We start from the raw sequence: 18,183 nt of genomic DNA on the forward strand, positions 1-18,183 counted from the left end.
GAGATATCTGAGGCCTCCATCGTGGTCTCCAACAACCGCAACGCACGCTGCCGAAACTCCGGCGAATACTGACGGGGCATTCTTCCAATCCTCCTATAGGGATCGGAACAAAACCTGGGGTACTTCACCTTGACACTCCCTGAATGCGGGAGTTGAGCGTGGCTGGGCCGCGGTATCAGGTCGTGTTGGCGGTGATCAGCGATGGGTTGTCGATCTCGCAGGTCGCTTCGAAGGTAGGGGTGTCGCGTCAGACGCTGCATTTGGTGGTTGGCCCGTTATGAGGCCGAGGGCGTTGAGCGCTTGGTGGACCGGGTCGCACCGCCCGTGCTTGCGTCGGGGACGGCATTCGAATCGAACGACTGATGACGTCACGGCGTGTGGGCGGTTTTCGTCAGCACCAATGCTGCTTCGTTGTAGGGGAACAGACGATAGAACAGCCGTGACGCCGGGGTGATGAGAGTTGCGGCCTCAGCCTTGCTGACGATATGCGGGTTGCCCAAACTGACAGCCCTGCCCCGCTTGTGCAGGACTGTCGGTCCGCCGGCCAATACGTTTTTGAGCCAGTCCGATCCAAGCCCATAGCCGATGAGAATGACGAAGCCGTCTTGGGTCTTGAAAATCAACAGGGGTGTTCGATGTCGCTTGCCTGACTTGCGTCCGGTGTGCTCCAGCGTTCCCAAGCCGGGAAGCCACGGTGTAAGCGAGCGAGCCACAGGATTTGTGACGCGACGATTGAAGTTTGCGACAGCACGAGGCACTCGCATGAATGTCCTTTCCTCACCGTCCTGAGTTCCTTGAAACCCGCCCCTGATGACCGCATTGCGCCCTTGGCAACTCTCCACGGCGCGAACACTATGGCGTCGGGTTCACGCTTTGGGCCGATCCCATGCAGGCTCGCCCAACTTGGCGCGTATTGCACCCCACGGGTCGGCGTACTGACCCGGTGCCTTCCGGTAGGGCGACCGTCGAGCCGTGACCAGTCGCACGATCGGAGCGACGAGCCGGCCCGGGTAGCGCATCCACCGGTACTTCTCCGCCAACTCGGCCGTCATGTCGGACCACGAATGATGCTGAAACCGCAACGCCTCCTGGGCGCGGGTGGTGTCAATCCAGTCGGTGACGAACCAGTCGTCGTCGCTGTTCGGATCGCCGTGCCGGCCCGGCGGCATGGCGCCCGGCATGCCCAGAGCCGCGACGAGGTCCGCGGTGACGGCGTCATAGGTCAGTCGGTGGGAATCGTCACCACCGATCAGCAGGATTTCGTGAGCGACGTCGGCGGTGGTCGCCGCAGCAAACGCCCATGCGACGTCCCGAACGTCGACGGTCTGCACCCGACCGTCGCTGGGCAGCGCGGCCTTGAAGTACATCGCGTCGGTGGTGACCGGGAGTGCCGCTAGATCCGCGGTGAGCACGGCCCCGAGTCGCAGGACCACCCATTCGAGCTTCGAGCCCCGGACGATCTCCTCGGCCTCGGCCTTCTGGCCGCTGTAGACGTCGTAGGGCCGCATCGGATCATCTGCGGTCAGGGGAGTGGTCGTGCGGTGCGGATTCCGGGGACCGAACACGGTGATGCTCGACGCATGGACGAATCGCGGCGGTTCATGTTGTCCCTCCGCAACGCGAACCAAGTGTGCGGTGGCGTCCACGTTCACGCGTCGCGCGACTTCGGGTATCGGGTAGATCGCCGGTGCGATGACCGCTGCGAGATGGACGATTGCGTCTGGGGCGGTGTCGGAGACGAGACGTTGCACCTGTGCGGAATCGGTGAGGTCGGCCCACCGGGACTCGACGCCTTCCGGTAGTTTCTCAGCCGCCTTCCGGTTGGCGGGCGTATCGAGGTCCGTCGCCACCACCCGGCGGCCGAGTTCGGCCAGTCTGCGGACGGTTGCCGAACCCACCAGACCGAAGCCGCCGGTGACGAGGACGGTGTTCGACATGATTCTCCCGGTTGTGCCACTCGTTTGTTGGGCGCCCTTTCGCGGCAAGGAAAACCGCGGGTTCGCCCCCGCTGGTCTCAGTGCTCGTGGATGATCACGCCGCGGATGTTGCGGCCGGCGAGCATGTCGTCGTAGGCCTCATTGATGTCGTCGAGCTTGTACTCGGTGGTGACCGTTTCGTCGAGCAACAGCTTGCCGCTGCGATACAGGCTTGTCAGTCGAGGGATGTCGGCCCGCGGGTTGGCTTCGCCGTACAGGCTACCCAGGAGGCGTTTTTGGAACAGCGTGAACAAGGTCAGCGGCAACGTCGGCGTCACGTCGGACATCGATGCCAGGGCGGTGACCACCACGGCGCCGCCCTTCCGCACCGCATCGAGCGCGTCATTGATCATCGCGCCTTCGAGCACGCCTGGTGTGAGGATGGCCGAGTCGGCCATGACTCCACGCGTAATGTCGCCGACTAGTTGGGTTGCTTCCTCCATCGAGTCGGCAAAGTGAGTGGCTCCGAACTGAAACGCTTTGTCGCGCTTGCCCGGCTCGATATCGACGACGACGATGTGCTCCGCTCCTGCCAGTCGCGCGCCCTGAATGGCACCGCTGCCGATCCCTCCGCACCCAACCACGACAACCACGTCGCCGGGACTGACATTCGCGGTATTGACGGCCGAACCCCAGCCGGTGGTTACGCCGCAGCCGAGAAGACATGCGCGCGACAGCGGCACATCGTCGTCGATCTTGACCACCGAGGCCTCCGACAACACGCCCCACTGCGCGAAACTGCCGACGCCTGAGAGGGCTCCGATGCCTCGTCCTCTGGCTCGGCGCCGGAAGGTGCCATCGGCCTGGACTCCCGCGAGGATGGTGGCGCCGAAATCGCAGAGGTTCTGACGACCGGTGGCGCACCAGCGGCAGCGACCGCACGCCGGCAGGAAAGACGTGACCACATGGTCTCCGACCGCTACATCGCGCACGCCCGGACCAACCTCGTGAACGACGCCCGCTCCTTCGTGTCCACCTATCAGGGGAAAGTTCACCCCGAACATGTCGCCGGTGCGGATGTGGTGGTCGGAATGGCACAGACCGGTGGCTTCGAACTCGACGAGCAGTTCACCTTCCTGCGGCGGATCGAGTTCGATCTCTTCTACCGACCACTTCTCGTTCAGCCCCCACAGGACGGCTCCCTTGGTCTTCACGGCGACTCCTTGACGATATGTATGGCACGTTCAGGGCAATTCGCGATTGCGTTGTGCGCCCGGTCCTCCCATTCGGGAGGAATCTCCTCCACGGTGACGAAGGCGGTCCCTTCGTCGTCGATGTCGAACAGCTCGGGATACGTTGCTTGACAGCGGCTGTGGCCTTGGCACATTTCCGCGTCGACTTGAAGTTTCACGCCTCTCTTCTCCCAATACATCCGCTGTCCGCATTTACAGCAGATCCGTCTAGCCCAATCCGCCCGGTCTAGTTCCGATGACTCCTTTTTCTGTGAGCGCTGCAATCGATGCGGCGTCGAGGCCGAGTAGGTCGCCGAGGATGCTCGCGTTGTGTTGCCCCAACGTCGGCGCCGTTGTGCGATACCACTTGTCAACGCTGTGGTACTTGAAGGGGATCGCCGGCACGTGATGCCGTCCGACGATTGGATGGTCGAGGCCTTCGAAAAAGCCTCTTGCGGCCAGCTGAGGGTGCGTCGAACCGACCCTGGCGTCTGTCAAATCCGCGGCCGGGACACCATATTTGACGAGTAACTCTGCAGCAGCCGAGGAATCGTGCTGGCAAGCCCATTGCTCGAGATGCTTGTCGATCACGTCATGTGCCCGCGCACGCCCTTCGTGGGTGTCGAGCGCGGGATCATTCGCCCAATCCGGTTCGCCAAGAGCTGATTTGAACAGGGCCCATTGCTTGTCGGTGGCGACCGAAATCGCCAGCCATCGCTCGGTCCCCGCGCATGGATAGAGCCCCTGTGGGGCGGCGTCACGGCTGCGATTTCCCAGCCGCGATATCAGGTTCCCGTAGGCGGTGAATTCGACAACCTGCTCGGCTGCTGCGTTGAGCGCGGACTCAACCATCGATACTTCGATGAGGGCCCCCTGGCCGGTCTCGTCGCGTCGCCGGAGCCCGGCGAGCATGGCGAATGCGGAGTGCATTCCGGCCAGTGGGTCACACGGGCCACGGGGAATTCGCGGCTGGTCGTACTCGTGGCCGGTCACCCACGCCATTCCGGTCATCTGTTCCATCGTTTGTGCGAAGCCCACGTTGTTGCGCCATGGTCCGTCGAGCCCGAACGCGGGCATACGGACCATCACTATTCGGGGGTTCTGCTCACTGACGGCCTCCCACGTGATGTCGAAATTGTCGAAGACGCGCGGCGAGAAGTTCTCGACCAGAATGTCCGAGCATTTGACCAGTCCGAACAACAGTTCCCGCCCTTCGGAACAGGACAGGTCGAGGGTGAGTCCTCGCTTGTTGGTGTTGGTCGCCAGGTACATCCCCGAGCGCTCCCACCACTGAGACTGATCGGCGAACGCCGCGGCTGCCATCCGCGCGCCGTCAGGGTGGCCTGTTGACTCCAGGTGAATGACGTCAGCGCCCAGTGCGGCGAGAATGTGGGTGGACGACGGCCCCGCCCACCATGCCGTCGCGTCGAGGATTCGTACGCCGTCCAGCGGAAGTCGCGGAGCACGGTCGGTCGCGGTCGCAATCCTGCTGTGCGCGGGCACTTTCGTCATTTCCCCGAGCGAAGGAGCACCGGCGGTTGGGGTGGGTCGTCGGCCATTGATCTGATAGGGCGCCAACGGGTGAGTGAAGCCGCCGTCGGCATAGGTGCCCCACACGCCGCGCGCCGCGAACTGAGGGTGGTCCAACACCGTCTGGCCATTGTTGACCGGCGAGACGGGGATCCGCAGATCGGAGGCCAACGCGACGATCTCGTCTGTGGAATGTCTCGTCGCCCATTCCCGCACAATCTGATTCCACTCATCGCGGCGTTCCCACCGGGTCGTGGCGAAGGCCCAGGCCTGGTCGTCATCGAGCAGGTCCAGTCGGCCGATCATCGCCAGGAACGACTCGAATTGCTGGCGGGTATTGGTGTTGAAGCCCACCCACCCGTCCGCAGTCGGTTCGATTGAGGGGATCTCCACCTGTCGAGCCGGCCCGGTCAAAGGGGGACGACCGGCCAGCTCGTGGTAGATGTCAGCGAAGCCGCTGGCGCTGAGGTGGCAAGCCTCCAACAACGAGCAGTCAACGATCTCACCCGGTCCACCGAATTGAGCGCGACGCAACGCGCCGAGCGCCCCGACGGCGGCATAACTGGCCATGACCCACTCGAAGACTCGACCACCCGCTTGAACGGGCGGTTGGTCCGGACGACCTCGTATCGCCAGGGTTCCGCTCTCGGCCTGGATTGTGAATTCCGTTGAGGGGCGGTCTCGGTACGGCCCGGTCAACCCGTACGCAGACAACGCCACGATCACCAGGTGCGGCGCACGCCGTAAGAGGGCCTCGCGGTCTAGTGCCTTCGGGCCGAGAGAATCGACGAACACGTCGGCCGAAGCGATCAGCGCCTCCATGCCGGGCAGCGATGTGCCGACGACTGAACGTTTGCCGGCGTTCAGGAATTTGAATAGCGCGTCGGCGTCATGTCGGTCACCAGATATCCTGTGGCGCAGCGGGTCCCCTTCGGGCGCTTCTATCTTGATGACCTCTGCTCCGAGGTCGGCGAACAATTTGGTGCAGTACGGACCGGTGATTTCCGTCGCCCACTCGACAACCCGAACCCCACGCAGAACGTTCATCGCCTTGCGACCTTCCGCGTCAGCGCTTTCGGAAGAGAGCTACTTGCGCCGATGTGTACACACACGCGACCTTCTGTCCTCACGCTCGCGCCGTTCGAGCAAGGTGTTCTGCATCTGCATGGCTGCAGCCTGGCTGGCAACGACGCTAGCGACGGGGAAGCGACGGTGTCAAGTGTGACTCGATAACAAACGGCCGCGGTTGAGTCCGGCGGAGCGTTCAGTCGGCCGAACGCACCTTCGGGGGCCGTCCTACCCGTCCACCTCGCTTGGCGGGTGGCTTCGTAGTTGACGTGCTTACGCCTTTGGCGAGGATCTGCGAACCCAGTTCGATCTGCGCGCGGATTTCTGATTCGTCCGTGCCGAACCAGCGTGGCCCGAGACTCGTTGTGAAGATGATGAAGTTGGCCAGCAACTCGGCGAACAGGTCGGCGTCGACCTCGGCTCCGATCTGCCCTGCAGCCTGGTAGTGGCGAACGCCTTCGGCGATGACGGCTGTACGGCGTGCGTGATTGGGTTGCAGCACGCGCCGTGAGAAGTCCGGATCCGACAACGCCCGACCGGAAATGTCCCAGCCGGGTACGCCGGTGTTCCGGTCATCGGTCCTAAGTCTTGCAAGGAATAGCTGCTCGATGTAGTCCTCGAACCGAGCCGGCAGGGCCGCCACGACCTGCTCTTCGGCCTCACTGACGAGGTCCGCGATCTGTCGAGAAACAACTTGCTCAAAAATCCCCCGCTTGTCCCCGAAGTAGTGGAACAGCATTGACTCCGAGCAGTCGGCGCGACGGGCGATCGCCTTTGTCGCCGCAGCCGCGTATCCCGCTTCGGCGAAGACCTCGGCAGCCGCTTTAAGGAGGGCTCGTTGTTTGCCGTCCTTGTCGCGAATTCGCCGTCGCGCGCCTGTCGTCATCCCACATACTTTAGCGAGCGCTCGTCGACGGAGGTGAAGCTTGTATGCGCGCCGTCCACATCCCCGGGTAGTTATCGAGTGCCACTTGACTCCGGGTGACCGACGATTTACTGTGCTGCCAAAGCAAGATTCGGCGTGTGCGAGGAAACCGAGGGCCGGCGTAGATGGCACATCGACCGTGGCGCGATCGCGGTGTGGCTGGAATGTGGACGGCCGTTCGGTGGGGGCTGTCTGATCAGGCTGACCGCTGTCGTTGTCCCGAAGTCGGCCTGCCCGCGTCCGGGGGCGGAAAGGACTATCCATCTTGAGCAAATCGCCGGAGGAACACGCCCGGAATCTCGATCTTCGTCACGAAGATTTCAACGATCAGGAGTTCCTCTACGAGGTCTACGCAGTGATGCGGGAGAACGCACCGTTCAGTCACCAGGAGGTCCCTTTCCTGGGCCCCACGCCGGGGGGCGCCTGGGTCGCCACCCGCTACGACGACTGTTACGAGATCTTGCGTGATTGGCGCAGCTTCTCAAGCAAACCCATTGGGCTGGAAGGTAACCCGATGTCATTTGGCGACATCGTGATCACCTTGGATCCTCCACGGCAGCAGCAACTTCGCAAAGTCCTCAACCCGTACTTCTCTCCGGGCCGCATGAAAGAGCTGGAGCCCCAGGTGCGCGCCGTCACCGATGGGTTGATCGACAAGTTCATCGAAGCTGGCCGCGGTGATCTCGCCGACGTCGCATGGCAGCAACCTGGGATCGTGTTCTTCCGGTACCTACTCGGCATGCCCGTCGAGGACGTACCGCTCTATATCGAGACAGCTGATCTGGCAATCAACGGTGAGAGCGAAGAGATCCGAAACGGATCGATGACGAATCTCTACCTCCGGGTACGCGAGGAGATAGACAAGCGTCGTAGAGAACCGCCGCGTGACGACCTCATCGACGTTCTGCTTGGCGCCGAGATCGATGGCGAGAAACTGAGCTTTGACGACGTTGTCGCGAATGTAATGCTTCTTGTGCAGGCCGGACTCGAAACAACTTCTAGTGCAATGTCATTCGCCTTATTCTATCTGGGCACCCATGCTTCAGAGCGTGACCGACTCGTGCGCGAAGCCCAGTTGGTGCCCACGGCGATAGAGGAATTCATCCGGTTCGCCGGTTCGGTCCACGGACTGCATCGCTCAGTCGCCGAAGAGGTTGAACTGAGCGGCCACAAGTTCTGTCCCGGCGAGACAGTCGTCGTGAACTATGCGGCCGCCAACCGCGACGCGCGCGAGTTCGATGAGCCGAACAAGTGCCTCCTCGATCGGCAGACGAACCGCCACCTCGGGTTCGGCGCGGGCGTCCACCGCTGTCTAGGCTCCAATCTCGCCCGACTCGAGTTCCGGGTGGGCGTCGAACAGACCCTGAATCGGATACCCGACTACATCATCCCCCCGGGGGCGAAAGTCGATTTCCACGGTAACTCGGTCACTCGCGGCTACCGCGCCCTGCCCGTCGTCTTCACCCCGGGTGCCCGCGTCGCCCAGTGAGGGGCGGGCGCCCGCCCATACCATCTCGCGGCCAACGTAATAGCGGATTATCAAGAGATGCTTGACCAGTTATCAAGTGCTACTTGACAACATGTCCGAGCCGCTTCTAGCATCAGGTCAGCCGGCAATCGGTATCCATCTTGCACGACGCCGCGCCCCTCGCTGCACCCGTTGCTCGCCCGCCAGGCCCGATGAACCGGTTCGGAGAAATCAGGGAGGAACCTGTGGACAAGCAAGATCTTCAATGGATGATCTCCGTCGATGACCACATCATCGAGCCGCCGAACCTATGGGTCGACCGCGCGTCGGCGGCCGACCGCGATCGAGTGCCACACGTCGAGCGCATCGACGGCGTCGATACGTGGGTCTACGACCAAGCGCGCGCGTCGGTGATGGGCATCTTGGTGGCGGCTCACCAACGACCGGCCGAGTATTCCCCGCTTCCGGTTAATTACGACGAGATGCCTCGTGCATACTTCGACCCGGTCGCCCGGATCGCTGACATGGACGAGGATCATGTGATCGCGGGATTGAACTTTCCGTTCTTCCCCCGGTTCTGTGGGCAGATGTTCGCCCACCTCGGTGACCGCGACCTAGCTCTCAATTGCGTGCGCGCCTACAACGACTTCGTCATCGATGAGTGGTGCGCTGCGGCGCCGGGCCGCTATATCCCGATGATCATCATTCCGTTGTGGGATACCCAACTGGCCGTCGATGAGACGCTACGGTGCGCCGACAAGGGCGCCAAAGCCATCGCCTTCGCGGAGAACCTGCACCCGCTCGGATTTCCGTCCATCCACTCTGGAGCATGGGACGGTTTCTTCGCCGTGGTGAACGAGACGAAGATGCCGCTGTGCACCCACATCGGATCGTCCTCGGTCAGCCCGAACACGGCACCTGACGCACCTTTTGGGGTTCAGGCGGTCAACATCAACCTCAATCTTGCGAACTCAACCACCGATTGGCTGTTCTCGGGCAAGCTGCAGAAGTACCCCGACCTGAAGATCGTGCTCGCCGAGGGCGGCATCGGCTGGATTCCATACCTCATCGAGCGTGCTGAACATGTCGCCGCCGACTACCAATATCTGCGCGCCAACAACTGGGCGGTTGACCCGGCCACGATGCGCTTGACACCTGTACCCACCGATCCTGACATTTTTCCGGAGTCGCCGCGCCAGCTGTTCCGCGACCACATGTACGGCTGCTTCATCGAAGACGACTTCGGGGCGGCGAATCTCGACTCCATCGGCGTAGACAATGTGATGATCGAAACCGATTATCCGCACACCGACAGCCTCTGGCCCAACTCCCTTCGGGCCGCTCACAAGGCGCTCGACGGACGGTCCGACCTCGACAAGTACAAAGTGCTGCAGGGGAATGCTCGCCGGGTGTTCGACTTCGAGCCCGCCCCGTATCCGACGCTGACGTAGTCAACGGCTGACGGATTCGTTTGATGCGGGAATATCAGAGCTTCATCGACGGTCAGTGGTTGAGCGACAACGCTCTCGGCACCATCGATGTTATCGATCCGTCCAATGAAGAGCTGATCGGCCGTGTCGTCGACGGTGGACCGAAGCAGGCGGGCATGGCGATCGAGGCGGCCCGGCGAGCTTTCGACGAAGGTCCGTGGCCGTGGAAGTCGGTTCGGGAGCGGGCAAAGATCATCAAGCGGTTCGCTGAAATCCTCGACGAGCGCAAAGCGGAACTTCGAGAGCTAGTCGTCGCCGAGATCGGCTCGACCGGCTTCATCACCGACCTCATTCAGGTTGGCGGCGCCATCGAGGCGGCACACTACTACGGCGAGTTCGTCGAACACGATGTGACGTGGGTGGAGACACCGGGTGGGCCCATGGTTTCGCCGACTGGCCTGGGCGGCGTGACGGTGGTCCGCGAACCCGTCGGGGTGGTCGGAGTCATCACGCCGTTCAACTTTCCTTTTTCGATCAACATTCAGAAGTGCCTGGCCGCTTTGGCCGTCGGCTGCACTGTGGTGCTCAAGCCCCACCCGTGGACTCCAATGAACGCCCTGGAGTTGGCCAAGGTTGGTGCGGAAGCGGGCCTCCCACCCGGAGTGTTCAACGTCGTTGTGGGCGGTGCCGACACCGGAGAGGAGCTGTGTACGCACCGAGGCGTCGACATGATCGGCTTCACCGGTTCGACGGCGACCGGTCGACGCATCCGCGAACTATCGGCGGCAACCATGAAACGCGCACAGCTGGAACTAGGCGGCAAGAGCGCGCACATCGTTCTGGAAGATGTCACCGAAAGTGACGTTGCAGGAATAGGATTCGGGCAGGTGCTGATGCATGCCGGACAAGCATGCACCGTCACGTCGCGACTTCTGTTGCCCGAGCATCTGCTGGACGCGTATGTCGAGGGCCTCAAAGCGATGGCTCCGATGATCACGGTCGGGGACCCGCGTGATCCCAGCACTGTCGTCGGTCCGCTCATCAGGGATCAGCAGCGTCAACGAGTCGAGTCCTTCGTGATGGCCGGGGTGCAGGAAGGCGCGCGGCTGGTGGTTGGCGGAAAACGCCCCGAACATCTCGAACGCGGCTTCTATTACGAACCGACGGCGTTCGTCGACTGCCGCAGCGACATGCGTTTGTGCCAGGAAGAGGTGTTCGGGCCTGTGCTGGCGGTGATGACCTACCGTTCCGAAGACGAAGCCATCCGCATCGCGAACGACTCCATCTACGGTCTGGCAGGTCTGGTGATGACCCGCAACGCCGCCAAGGGATTCAACGTCGCGAGGCAGGTCAGAACGGGCACCATCATGGTGCAGACGGTCGCGCCCGGCGTCGACCTCGGTGCCAATCCGGGTGGTGGACAGGGCCCCGGCTGGTCTCTACCTGCGCGCGGCATGTTCAACGGCGGGGGGCCCTTCGGCGGCTTCAAACAAAGTGGACTCGGCCGAGAGCAGGGACGTTGGGGCTTCGAGGAATACACCGAGCTGAAATCGATCACCATGATGTAGCCGCGCCGCACTTCTGAGGACGCGCCGCGCCTGGTTGCGTTCGGACTAAGGTCTGGAAAGGTCGCGTTATGGAACTTCTCAAGGATGTCCGGGTACTCGAGGTGTCGCTCTTCTCCGCGGATGCTCTGGGGGGACATCTGGCGGATCTCGGCGCGGAGGTGATCAAGGTGGAGCCGCCTGGCGGCGGCGGTTTCCGCGGTTCGGCGGTTTCCGGCGGTGAGCTGCAGGACTCTCACTGGAACCGCGGCAAGAAGAGTGTGGCAATAAATTTGAAAACGACTGAGGGTCAAGATGCGCTTCGTCGCCTGGCCGCGACATCGGCGGTGGTGATCGACGGACTACGTTACGGAACCGCGCACCGGCTCGGCTTCAGCTACGACGACATCGTCGCAGTCAACCCGACGGTTGTCTACTGCGTTCTCAATGGCATGGGCAGCTATGGGCCCTACACCCGATTAGCGACACACGGGCTGTCCTTCGACTGTTTCGCCGGCTTGAGTCCGCCGATAATCGAGGAAGATGGAACGCCACGCCTTTCGGGGGCAGCCACCGGAACGACGGGTGTTCTGGCGGGACCGCTGTACGCAGCGATGGGCGTACTCGCCGCGTTGCACGCCGCTGGGCGCGACGGCAAGCCGCAGTACATCGAAGTAGCGCAGGTCGATGCGGCGATCAACTGGAATTTTCAGCACCTGACGGCGTTGGCGAACGGTCAACCGGCCTACGGTGAGGGAATCCGTGCCTCGCTTCGCTACCAGTATTACGAAACGAGCGACAACAACTACGTGGTCTTCAACGCCTTGGAGGACAAGTTCTGGCTGAGATTCTGCGAGTCACTCGACAAAATGGATCTCTACGAACCGGGGCGCCAGAAGCCGGGGGAGGATGTCGAGACAGAGGCCTGGCTGCGCAAGGAGTTGACGGCGATCTTCAAGCAACGCACACGCGAGGAATGGACCGACTTCTTCATTGCGACCGATATCGGGGGAGCGCCAGCCTTTTTGGGAGCAGACCTGTTCGACGACGATCACGCGAAGGCTCGTCGACTCGTCTACGAGCAGGCCCGGCCGGACGGGACCTCGCAGCGATTGATGGGAACGTGCATAAAGACCAAACCCGACGAAGGTTTTGCACCGCCGGCAGCGCCGCGCGTTGGGCAGCAGACGGAGGAGTTACTCACCGCCCTGGCCGGTTACGATGCGGCCGGAGTTGAGCGTCTTCGTTCGTCGGGTGCAATCTGAACACCGGCGCATGCCCGTAGCGGGCGTTCTGGCGGTACTCGCAGAAATTGCCGATCGATCCGTGCACGGCGCGATACGTTGTCCTGGGACCAGAGAGATCGGACACGCCGGATGTCGTTGGTGCAGTTCACCGCAGCCGCCGTGATGACTCTCGCCCTGATCCTCGACCAAGTTTCGAAGGTTGCCGCCCAGGCGCTCCTGCCCGAGGCAGCGCCACGACCGGCGAATGGCCCGCTGCGGCTCGAGGTCGTCCGCAACCACCGAGTGGGCCTCGGCCGGATCACCGTCCGGCGCCATCTCCGAGTGGCACTAGGCGTCCTCGCCGCCGCAGCAGGCCTCCTGCTCGTTGTCCTTGCGCCGCTGTCCTCGGTGTCGGCGCTCGGGCTCGGTCTGGCGATCGGTGGGGCGGCTGGCAACCTGACCGACCTGCTGACCCGCGGACACGTCGTCGACTTCATCTCGATCGGCCGGTGGCCGACCTTCAACCTCGCCGACTTCGCACTCTGTTGCGGCGTGGCGCTGGCACTGATCGGGTTGACGTGACAGCACCGCAGCGGACCCACTCGTCCCGCTGGCTCGGCCGGCCCTACCTCTTCAGCGTCGGACGCTTCCGCGTGTCCAGCTATGCCGCGCTGTTGTACCTCGGCTTCGTGCTTGGCACGGTCGGCGGCGCGTGGGAAACCGGCCTGGATAACACCCGTTTCGCCGCATGTGCGGTGGTGCTGCTCGTGCCGGCCCTACTCGGGGGCCGACTGTGGTACCTGGCTCAACACGGCCGTACTACGAGCGGCGCGGGCCTGTACGGCGGTCTGGTGCTCAGCTTCCTTCTGTCGTGGCCCGTCGTGCGGCTGGCGGGGCTGGACTTCTGGCGGTTCTGGGACGGCGCGGCCGTCGTGCTCCTCGTCGGCATGATCGTCACCCGCTTCGGTTGCCTGATGACCGGATGCTGCGCGGGCCGTGAGACGCAAGGCTCTTGGGGCGTGTGGCTGCCCGACTCCTCCGGCGAGTGGAAGCGCCGCTACCCGACCCAACTCCTCGAATCCGGCGTCTCCGCAATGATATTGGTCGTCGGCCTCGCTCTGTACACGCCCTCTGGTCCGCCGGGCGTGTTGTTCTTCGGCTCGGCAGCGGCCTACGGTTGCGCGCGCGTGGTCCTGGAGTCGCTGCGTGCCGACGCCCACGTCTCGGCGCGGTCGACACGGATGAACGTCGCGTTCTCCGCCTTGTTGGCAACCGGCGCACTCATCGCCCTGCTTCTCACGCGCTGAGCGCAATCGCCCGATGGTCATCGACCGTCGCCTTGGGCATGTACTGGCCGTACAACGCCACCTCGTCGAGCGAGCCGTTGAACGTCGTCAGATTCAGCCCCGTCGTCACGGCGAAGCGCAGCGGTTGCTGGCCGGCCAGTTTGAGCGTGCACTTTCCGTTCGCGATCGCCATCTGGTCGTCGACGTACAACTCCGCTTTCTCCTGACCGAGGGTCATGTTGTAGGTCAGCACGACGTAATGCCAACCGGCCGCGGTGGGGTGCTTCACCTCGAGCGCGGTGCTCATCCCGCCGAACATCCCCTGCACCAGCAGGACCGAAGCGCCTGACTCCAGGACCGTCCTGGCGCGCAGCCGGAAACCGCGCGTCAGCAGGGTGTCGTTGAACGGTGGGGTTTCGAAGTAGCCCACCACCGTTCGCAACGGCGTGTCCGGCGCGTCGATTTTCAGCCAGAGCTCGAGCGCGACCTCGTCCAGCTGCAGCACCGGCTGGAAGGGCACCTCGACGTATCCACCGTCGAACCGCGCGGCTCCGTCGTCCCCCTTGGCCAGGGCGCCCTTCACTTCGAGTTCGACAGCCCCCGGCGACATGTAACGGCCGTTGAGATTGGGCGTATTGCTGAGATTCTGGGCCAGCGGTTGCGGTTTGAGCAACTCGGCCTGCGCTTCTCCGAGACGCCAGTAGCCGACCAGGCCGACAGTGTCGAGAACCGTACTGGCATAACTGCGTTTGAGCTCTACCTCGATTGCCAAGCCTGCGGACGCTTCGATTCTCGGGTCCGGCTTCTTCGTCGCGCTGCCCGGACCGGTCCCTTGGGGTGGGGTCTCGGGGGCCGGCGTCGCCACGTCGTCGGCGGCCGGGGCCAGGACGGTCCCGCAGCCGGCGGTCGCAAGGACAAGCACGATGGGTACGGCCAGGACGGCCAGCGCAACCCACACCGCCTCGGTCATGACGCATCCCCCTCGCCGGAAAGCTCCGCTGGGCGCCGTTCGACGGATTCGCCGAAATCGAAGGCGCCCTGCCGGATTTCTCGCACGGTCCCGTTCTCATCGATGGCAAGAAACGTGGGCCAGATGCGCACACCGAAGAGGTCGGCGATCGCGTCGTCCGCATCGGCCACGATCGTCATCTCGGGATGTCGCTGCGAGAGTTCTTCTGCCTCTTCGTCATCGCCGTCCAGCACCACCACCAGCCCGGGCGCTTCCGCCGGAAAGGCACGCCACGCGTCGGCGGCTGCGGCGAGTTGCTGCTCTGAAGTGTGCGTGCGCTGCATGACGAACATGAGGCCCTCGCTCGCCTGCGGCAATCGCATCGGCGGGCAGGGCCGGCCCCGGCGCCGCTGTATGACGATCGGGGGTGCCTTGGCGCCCACCGTGATGCCGGTACCGAGCCGGCGGTAGGTCGGCGGGGGGCTCGGCCGCAGGTGATCGTCGAACACTCGGCCCAACTCTTCTGCGCTGATCTCGCCGTCGTGCGACCACGTGAATGCGCCGTTGGGGGTGATCAGTCGCCACGAGGTGGCGTCCGGAGGTATCGCCAGCCGCCGCGTCCACGATCGATCGACGTCGTCCACCAGCTCGACGGCTGCACCGATCCGCTGCGCGAGCATCTCGGCCTGCGCGGCCGAATCCGCCTGCAGCGCATCCTCGCCGACCAGCAGCAGCACGGTCAATCCGGCGTCGTCACGGGACGTGGCGTCGAGACCGGCGGCCAGCGTGTCGGCAGTCTCGCGGTCGAACCGGCCTCGCGCGTAGACCACCACGGTATTGGCCGCGGCCGGATCGACCTCCGTCGTACCGACGTTCATCACCGCCGTGGTGTCGGTGCCCGACCGCACGGTCTGCAGCAGCTTGCCGGCGACGGAGAGCGGGTGCCCATAGCGGGTGCAATGCCTGGTGTTGAAGACGACCCGTCGGCCGGTCACGCTGTCGATCTGAAACCCGTGAATCTCCAGGCACAACGAGCCCGGCCGGTCCAAGCCGGGCAGCGGATTTCCGCCCTCGCCGGGTGTCGTCAGACCCCACTTCGAGACGGTGGCTTTGGGCCTGGACAGGGTGTAGCGCTGGTGTACCGTCGCCGACTCCTGGCTGCCCCCGTCGTTTCGCCAGCTCCAGACGAAGCGTTCGATCCAACCGCCGGGCGCCCAGGAGTGGAAGGCGGTAAAGCTCTGTCCGCCCGCAGATTTGGCGAAGTCGATGACCGGGGGTTTGCGAGGGGACAGCGTGACCCTGCCGCGAAGCACGACGGCGTCGGCCCGGAACCTCGCCGACCTCATGCTCACGTCGGCCGCGCCGTCGAGGGTCCTCAGCTGCTCGACGAGAGTCTCCCGGAACGGCGTCAGGTCGACCCAGACGTTGTTGAGTTCCTGGAGGTAGCCCGCAACCGTGCTGGCGAACCGTGCCTCGATCTGCTGTTTGGTATCCGGCGCCAACAGCCCGACGGGCGACGGCAGGTCCGAGATGGTCACGGCGACGTGGTAACTCGGCAGGAATTCGAAGACGTCGACCAGTTTGCCCTCCGCGACGTCGTCGAGGTGGTGCAGGCCGTCGTTGACATGCTTGGTGAAGGACACCGTGGTTCGGTGCTTCAGCGAGAACGTGACCACCACCGAGCCGTCTTCGTCGGTGATGTCGCCGAAGGCGGTCAACGTGATCGAACCGAACGGGTCGTTGTTGCCCTCCCAGGCCGCGTCGATCTTCGTCGCCTTCACCGTGAAGCGCAACGTCTTCGTCACCTGCCACCACAGCGCCGTCATCACCACCGGAACCGTCACCTCGACCGGGTGGTACAGCGCGTCCAGGATCGGCTTCAGCTTCTTCTTCAGCGCATCGGTGCTCAGCGCGACCGCGACATCGTGACCGTCGAGGAAGATCGTGTCCATCGAGGAGATTTGCCCCACGGGGGTGGCGCCGGCCAGGCTGACGGGCAGCGCCACCGCTTCCCCGGCATTCGACCTGAGGCTGCGCATCTGTCCCGGGCGGAAGCGCTTGTACACCTTGTGCGGAGCCATCTCGAAGCGGCGCTCGAGCAGATCGGCGACGAGTCGGTCGATTCTGGAGCGCACGTCGGGATCGTCGACGCCGCTCACCGTCCCGGAGAACCGCACCGTGTCCCTGAGCGCTCGGGCCCACAGGTAGTCGTCGGCCGCCTTCGCCCATCCGGCGCAGCGAGGGTCGATCGGCTCGATCTTGTAGGTGGCACGCACGGTGCCGTGAATGGCTTGCGGCAGATACGCGGAGTCGGCGTCGGTGTCGCAGTGTGCCCGCACGTCGACGATGAGGTCGAAGCGGTCGGTCGCACCGTCGAGTAATTCGACCCGGGGGACGCCGAGTTGGGCGTGCACCCAGCCGAGCACACCGTCGTCGGAGTCGCCGGCGACGAGATGCAACGACGTGGTGTGAGGGTGGCTCGGCAGTCCCTGAGAGTCGCCGGCGTTCTGGTGGAGCGTCGCCATCAAGCGGTTGACGACGCTGCCGGACACCTGCAGAACGGCTTCGAAGTCTCCGGTCAACTCATTCGCCACGACGCCCCCCGAGGCAGTGCCCAGCCGCTCGATCCGTGCTCAACGGTAGCCAGAATCGATTGAGAACGTCGGCGATTGACGGGTTCGGGGGTCGGCGGTCGGCTTCGCCGCACGTCACCCGCTTCGCTGCGCTTCGTTACGTGCTCGAGTCCGACCCACCCCCGGCGAGGTAGCTCGAGTACACGGCGAGCAGCGCCTCCTTCTGCGCCTGGGTAAGCCGCGGCTCGGACCGGATCGCCGCGGTGACCGCATCGACGCCGGCGCCAGGCTTGGCGGCGTCGGCATTCGGACGCCCCTGCGCCATGAGCTCCTCGAGGGGCACCGACAGCGCGTCGGCCACCGCCGCGAGCACCCGCAGCGACGGTTCGTGGATGCCGCGCTCGACTTGGCTGAGATAGGCGTTCGACACCTGCGACATCCGGGCCAACTCCCGTAGCGACAGTCGCGAAAGTTCGCGCTGGGTCCGGATGTACGAACCGATCGTTGCCTTCGCGGCGGACCACTTTTCGTCGGGCATTGAGGTGTCCTCTCGAATCCGAAAGGGGGCCAGTGTCATCGACTGGCCCCCGATCGGGTGATGCGTTCAGAGCGCGGCTCGGTCAGGCGTTGGCCTTACGCGCCGAATTGGACTTCTTGATGGGGGTCGGCGCGGCGGCGGCCGACTCCACGACCGGCGTGAGAACCTCCGAGATCCTAGTATGGAAGTCCAGCCACGCGTGCGCCCACTCTTTGTTGTTCTCGGCGATCGAGTGGAACACCTCGGCCGGGTTCCCGACGAGCGACTCGAAGGGCTCGACCACGTCCTGGACCGCGCGCGGCGCCTCCTGCTTGCGGTCGAGGTACCCGGTCGCCTGCTTCACCAGTTCGACGACCGTGTCCTGGCCCTCGGCGACGATCTTCAGCTGGAACTCGTTGATCTTGCTGGCGGCGTCAGTGACATATGACATCTGTTTTCCTCCTGTGAGTTATCGGGGTGACACTCTGCTTGACTGTCATGCTCAGTAAATCATGCATA

General features: G+C 63.9%; 16 protein-coding genes and 1 pseudogene. 7 read left to right on the top strand and 10 right to left on the bottom strand.

Annotated elements, in window-relative coordinates; translation table 11 throughout:
* Positions 1-143 precede the first annotated feature (143 nt).
* Positions 144-312: pseudogene (locus tag ABGB19_RS24275) on the top strand (helix-turn-helix domain-containing protein); the annotation flags it as partial.
* A gap of 56 nt (positions 313-368) precedes the next feature.
* Here the strand turns inward: ABGB19_RS24275 and ABGB19_RS24280 are convergent.
* From ABGB19_RS24280 to ABGB19_RS24305, 6 genes are all read right to left on the bottom strand, one after another.
* On the bottom strand, positions 369-764 hold the full coding sequence (locus tag ABGB19_RS24280; protein WP_347688656.1) for a nitroreductase family deazaflavin-dependent oxidoreductase: 396 nt from the start codon (positions 762-764) through the stop codon (positions 369-371).
* Positions 765-866: 102 nt separating this feature from the next.
* Complete coding sequence (locus ABGB19_RS24285) at positions 867-1,937, bottom strand: NAD-dependent epimerase/dehydratase family protein (protein ID WP_347688551.1); 1,071 nt, start codon at positions 1,935-1,937, stop codon at positions 867-869.
* A 77-nt stretch (positions 1,938-2,014) separates the two neighbouring features.
* On the bottom strand, positions 2,015-3,130 hold the full coding sequence (locus ABGB19_RS24290) for an NDMA-dependent alcohol dehydrogenase (RefSeq protein WP_347688552.1): 1,116 nt from the start codon (positions 3,128-3,130) through the stop codon (positions 2,015-2,017).
* Entirely contained in the window at positions 3,127-3,327 is a 201-nt protein-coding gene (locus ABGB19_RS24295; protein WP_347688553.1) for a ferredoxin, read from the bottom strand. Before ABGB19_RS24295 ends, ABGB19_RS24290 begins: the two co-directional genes overlap by 4 nt.
* Before the next feature lie 49 nt (positions 3,328-3,376).
* Positions 3,377-5,725: a CoA transferase gene (locus tag ABGB19_RS24300; RefSeq protein WP_347688554.1), complete on the bottom strand. Its 2,349-nt coding sequence runs from the start codon at positions 5,723-5,725 to the stop codon at positions 3,377-3,379.
* A gap of 217 nt (positions 5,726-5,942) precedes the next feature.
* Positions 5,943-6,632 carry a TetR/AcrR family transcriptional regulator gene (locus ABGB19_RS24305; RefSeq protein ID WP_347688555.1) on the bottom strand — a complete coding sequence of 230 codons (690 nt, stop codon included), beginning with the start codon at positions 6,630-6,632 and terminating at the stop codon, positions 5,943-5,945.
* A 301-nt stretch (positions 6,633-6,933) separates the two neighbouring features.
* On the opposite strand from ABGB19_RS24305, the gene ABGB19_RS24310 reads away from it, so the two are divergent.
* The 6 genes from ABGB19_RS24310 to ABGB19_RS24335 all read left to right on the top strand — a co-directional run bounded on the left by ABGB19_RS24310 (position 6,934) and on the right by ABGB19_RS24335 (position 13,646).
* Positions 6,934-8,160 (top strand): cytochrome P450, encoded by a 1,227-nt coding sequence (locus tag ABGB19_RS24310; protein WP_347688657.1) that lies wholly within the window; start codon positions 6,934-6,936, stop codon positions 8,158-8,160.
* A 224-nt stretch (positions 8,161-8,384) separates the two neighbouring features.
* Positions 8,385-9,590: an amidohydrolase family protein gene (locus ABGB19_RS24315; RefSeq protein ID WP_347688556.1), complete on the top strand. Its 1,206-nt coding sequence runs from the start codon at positions 8,385-8,387 to the stop codon at positions 9,588-9,590.
* A gap of 23 nt (positions 9,591-9,613) precedes the next feature.
* On the top strand, positions 9,614-11,137 hold the full coding sequence (locus ABGB19_RS24320) for an aldehyde dehydrogenase family protein (RefSeq protein ID WP_347688557.1): 1,524 nt from the start codon (positions 9,614-9,616) through the stop codon (positions 11,135-11,137).
* A 68-nt stretch (positions 11,138-11,205) separates the two neighbouring features.
* Positions 11,206-12,378 carry a CaiB/BaiF CoA-transferase family protein gene (locus ABGB19_RS24325; RefSeq protein ID WP_347688558.1) on the top strand — a complete coding sequence of 391 codons (1,173 nt, stop codon included), beginning with the start codon at positions 11,206-11,208 and terminating at the stop codon, positions 12,376-12,378.
* Between the two features lie 111 nt (positions 12,379-12,489).
* Entirely contained in the window at positions 12,490-12,921 is a 432-nt protein-coding gene (locus tag ABGB19_RS24330) for a signal peptidase II (protein WP_347688559.1), read from the top strand.
* Complete coding sequence (locus ABGB19_RS24335) at positions 12,918-13,646, top strand: prolipoprotein diacylglyceryl transferase family protein (RefSeq protein ID WP_347688560.1); 729 nt, start codon at positions 12,918-12,920, stop codon at positions 13,644-13,646. The genes ABGB19_RS24330 and ABGB19_RS24335 overlap by 4 nt, the downstream gene beginning before the upstream one ends.
* Here the strand turns inward: ABGB19_RS24335 and ABGB19_RS24340 are convergent.
* From ABGB19_RS24340 to ABGB19_RS24355, 4 genes are all read right to left on the bottom strand, one after another.
* Positions 13,636-14,595: a LamG-like jellyroll fold domain-containing protein gene (locus ABGB19_RS24340; RefSeq protein ID WP_347688561.1), complete on the bottom strand. Its 960-nt coding sequence runs from the start codon at positions 14,593-14,595 to the stop codon at positions 13,636-13,638. The two genes, ABGB19_RS24335 and ABGB19_RS24340, sit on opposite strands and share 11 nt — an antisense overlap.
* Entirely contained in the window at positions 14,592-17,168 is a 2,577-nt protein-coding gene (locus ABGB19_RS24345; RefSeq protein ID WP_347688562.1) for a hypothetical protein, read from the bottom strand. Before ABGB19_RS24345 ends, ABGB19_RS24340 begins: the two co-directional genes overlap by 4 nt.
* A gap of 136 nt (positions 17,169-17,304) precedes the next feature.
* Complete coding sequence (locus ABGB19_RS24350; RefSeq protein WP_347688563.1) at positions 17,305-17,685, bottom strand: helix-turn-helix transcriptional regulator; 381 nt, start codon at positions 17,683-17,685, stop codon at positions 17,305-17,307.
* Between the two features lie 82 nt (positions 17,686-17,767).
* Complete coding sequence (locus ABGB19_RS24355; RefSeq protein WP_347688564.1) at positions 17,768-18,115, bottom strand: hypothetical protein; 348 nt, start codon at positions 18,113-18,115, stop codon at positions 17,768-17,770.
* Between the last annotated feature and the right edge of the window lie 68 nt (positions 18,116-18,183).

Origin of the sequence: Mycobacterium sp. B14F4 (assembly GCF_039871645.1) — a bacterium.
Classification (GTDB): domain Bacteria; phylum Actinomycetota; class Actinomycetes; order Mycobacteriales; family Mycobacteriaceae; genus Mycobacterium.

Coding starts and splice junctions, on each gene's coding strand:
- ABGB19_RS24280 (WP_347688656.1), bottom strand. CDS start 764: ATGCGAGTGCCTCGTGCTGTCGCAAACTTCAATCGTCGCGTCACAAAT.
- ABGB19_RS24285 (WP_347688551.1), bottom strand. CDS start 1,937: ATGTCGAACACCGTCCTCGTCACCGGCGGCTTCGGTCTGGTGGGTTCG.
- ABGB19_RS24300 (WP_347688554.1), bottom strand. CDS start 5,725: ATGAACGTTCTGCGTGGGGTTCGGGTTGTCGAGTGGGCGACGGAAATC.
- ABGB19_RS24305 (WP_347688555.1), bottom strand. CDS start 6,632: ATGACGACAGGCGCGCGACGGCGAATTCGCGACAAGGACGGCAAACAA.
- ABGB19_RS24320 (WP_347688557.1), top strand. CDS start 9,614: ATGCGGGAATATCAGAGCTTCATCGACGGTCAGTGGTTGAGCGACAAC.
- ABGB19_RS24325 (WP_347688558.1), top strand. CDS start 11,206: ATGGAACTTCTCAAGGATGTCCGGGTACTCGAGGTGTCGCTCTTCTCC.
- ABGB19_RS24330 (WP_347688559.1), top strand. CDS start 12,490: ATGTCGTTGGTGCAGTTCACCGCAGCCGCCGTGATGACTCTCGCCCTG.
- ABGB19_RS24340 (WP_347688561.1), bottom strand. CDS start 14,595: ATGACCGAGGCGGTGTGGGTTGCGCTGGCCGTCCTGGCCGTACCCATC.
- ABGB19_RS24350 (WP_347688563.1), bottom strand. CDS start 17,685: ATGCCCGACGAAAAGTGGTCCGCCGCGAAGGCAACGATCGGTTCGTAC.
- ABGB19_RS24355 (WP_347688564.1), bottom strand. CDS start 18,115: ATGTCATATGTCACTGACGCCGCCAGCAAGATCAACGAGTTCCAGCTG.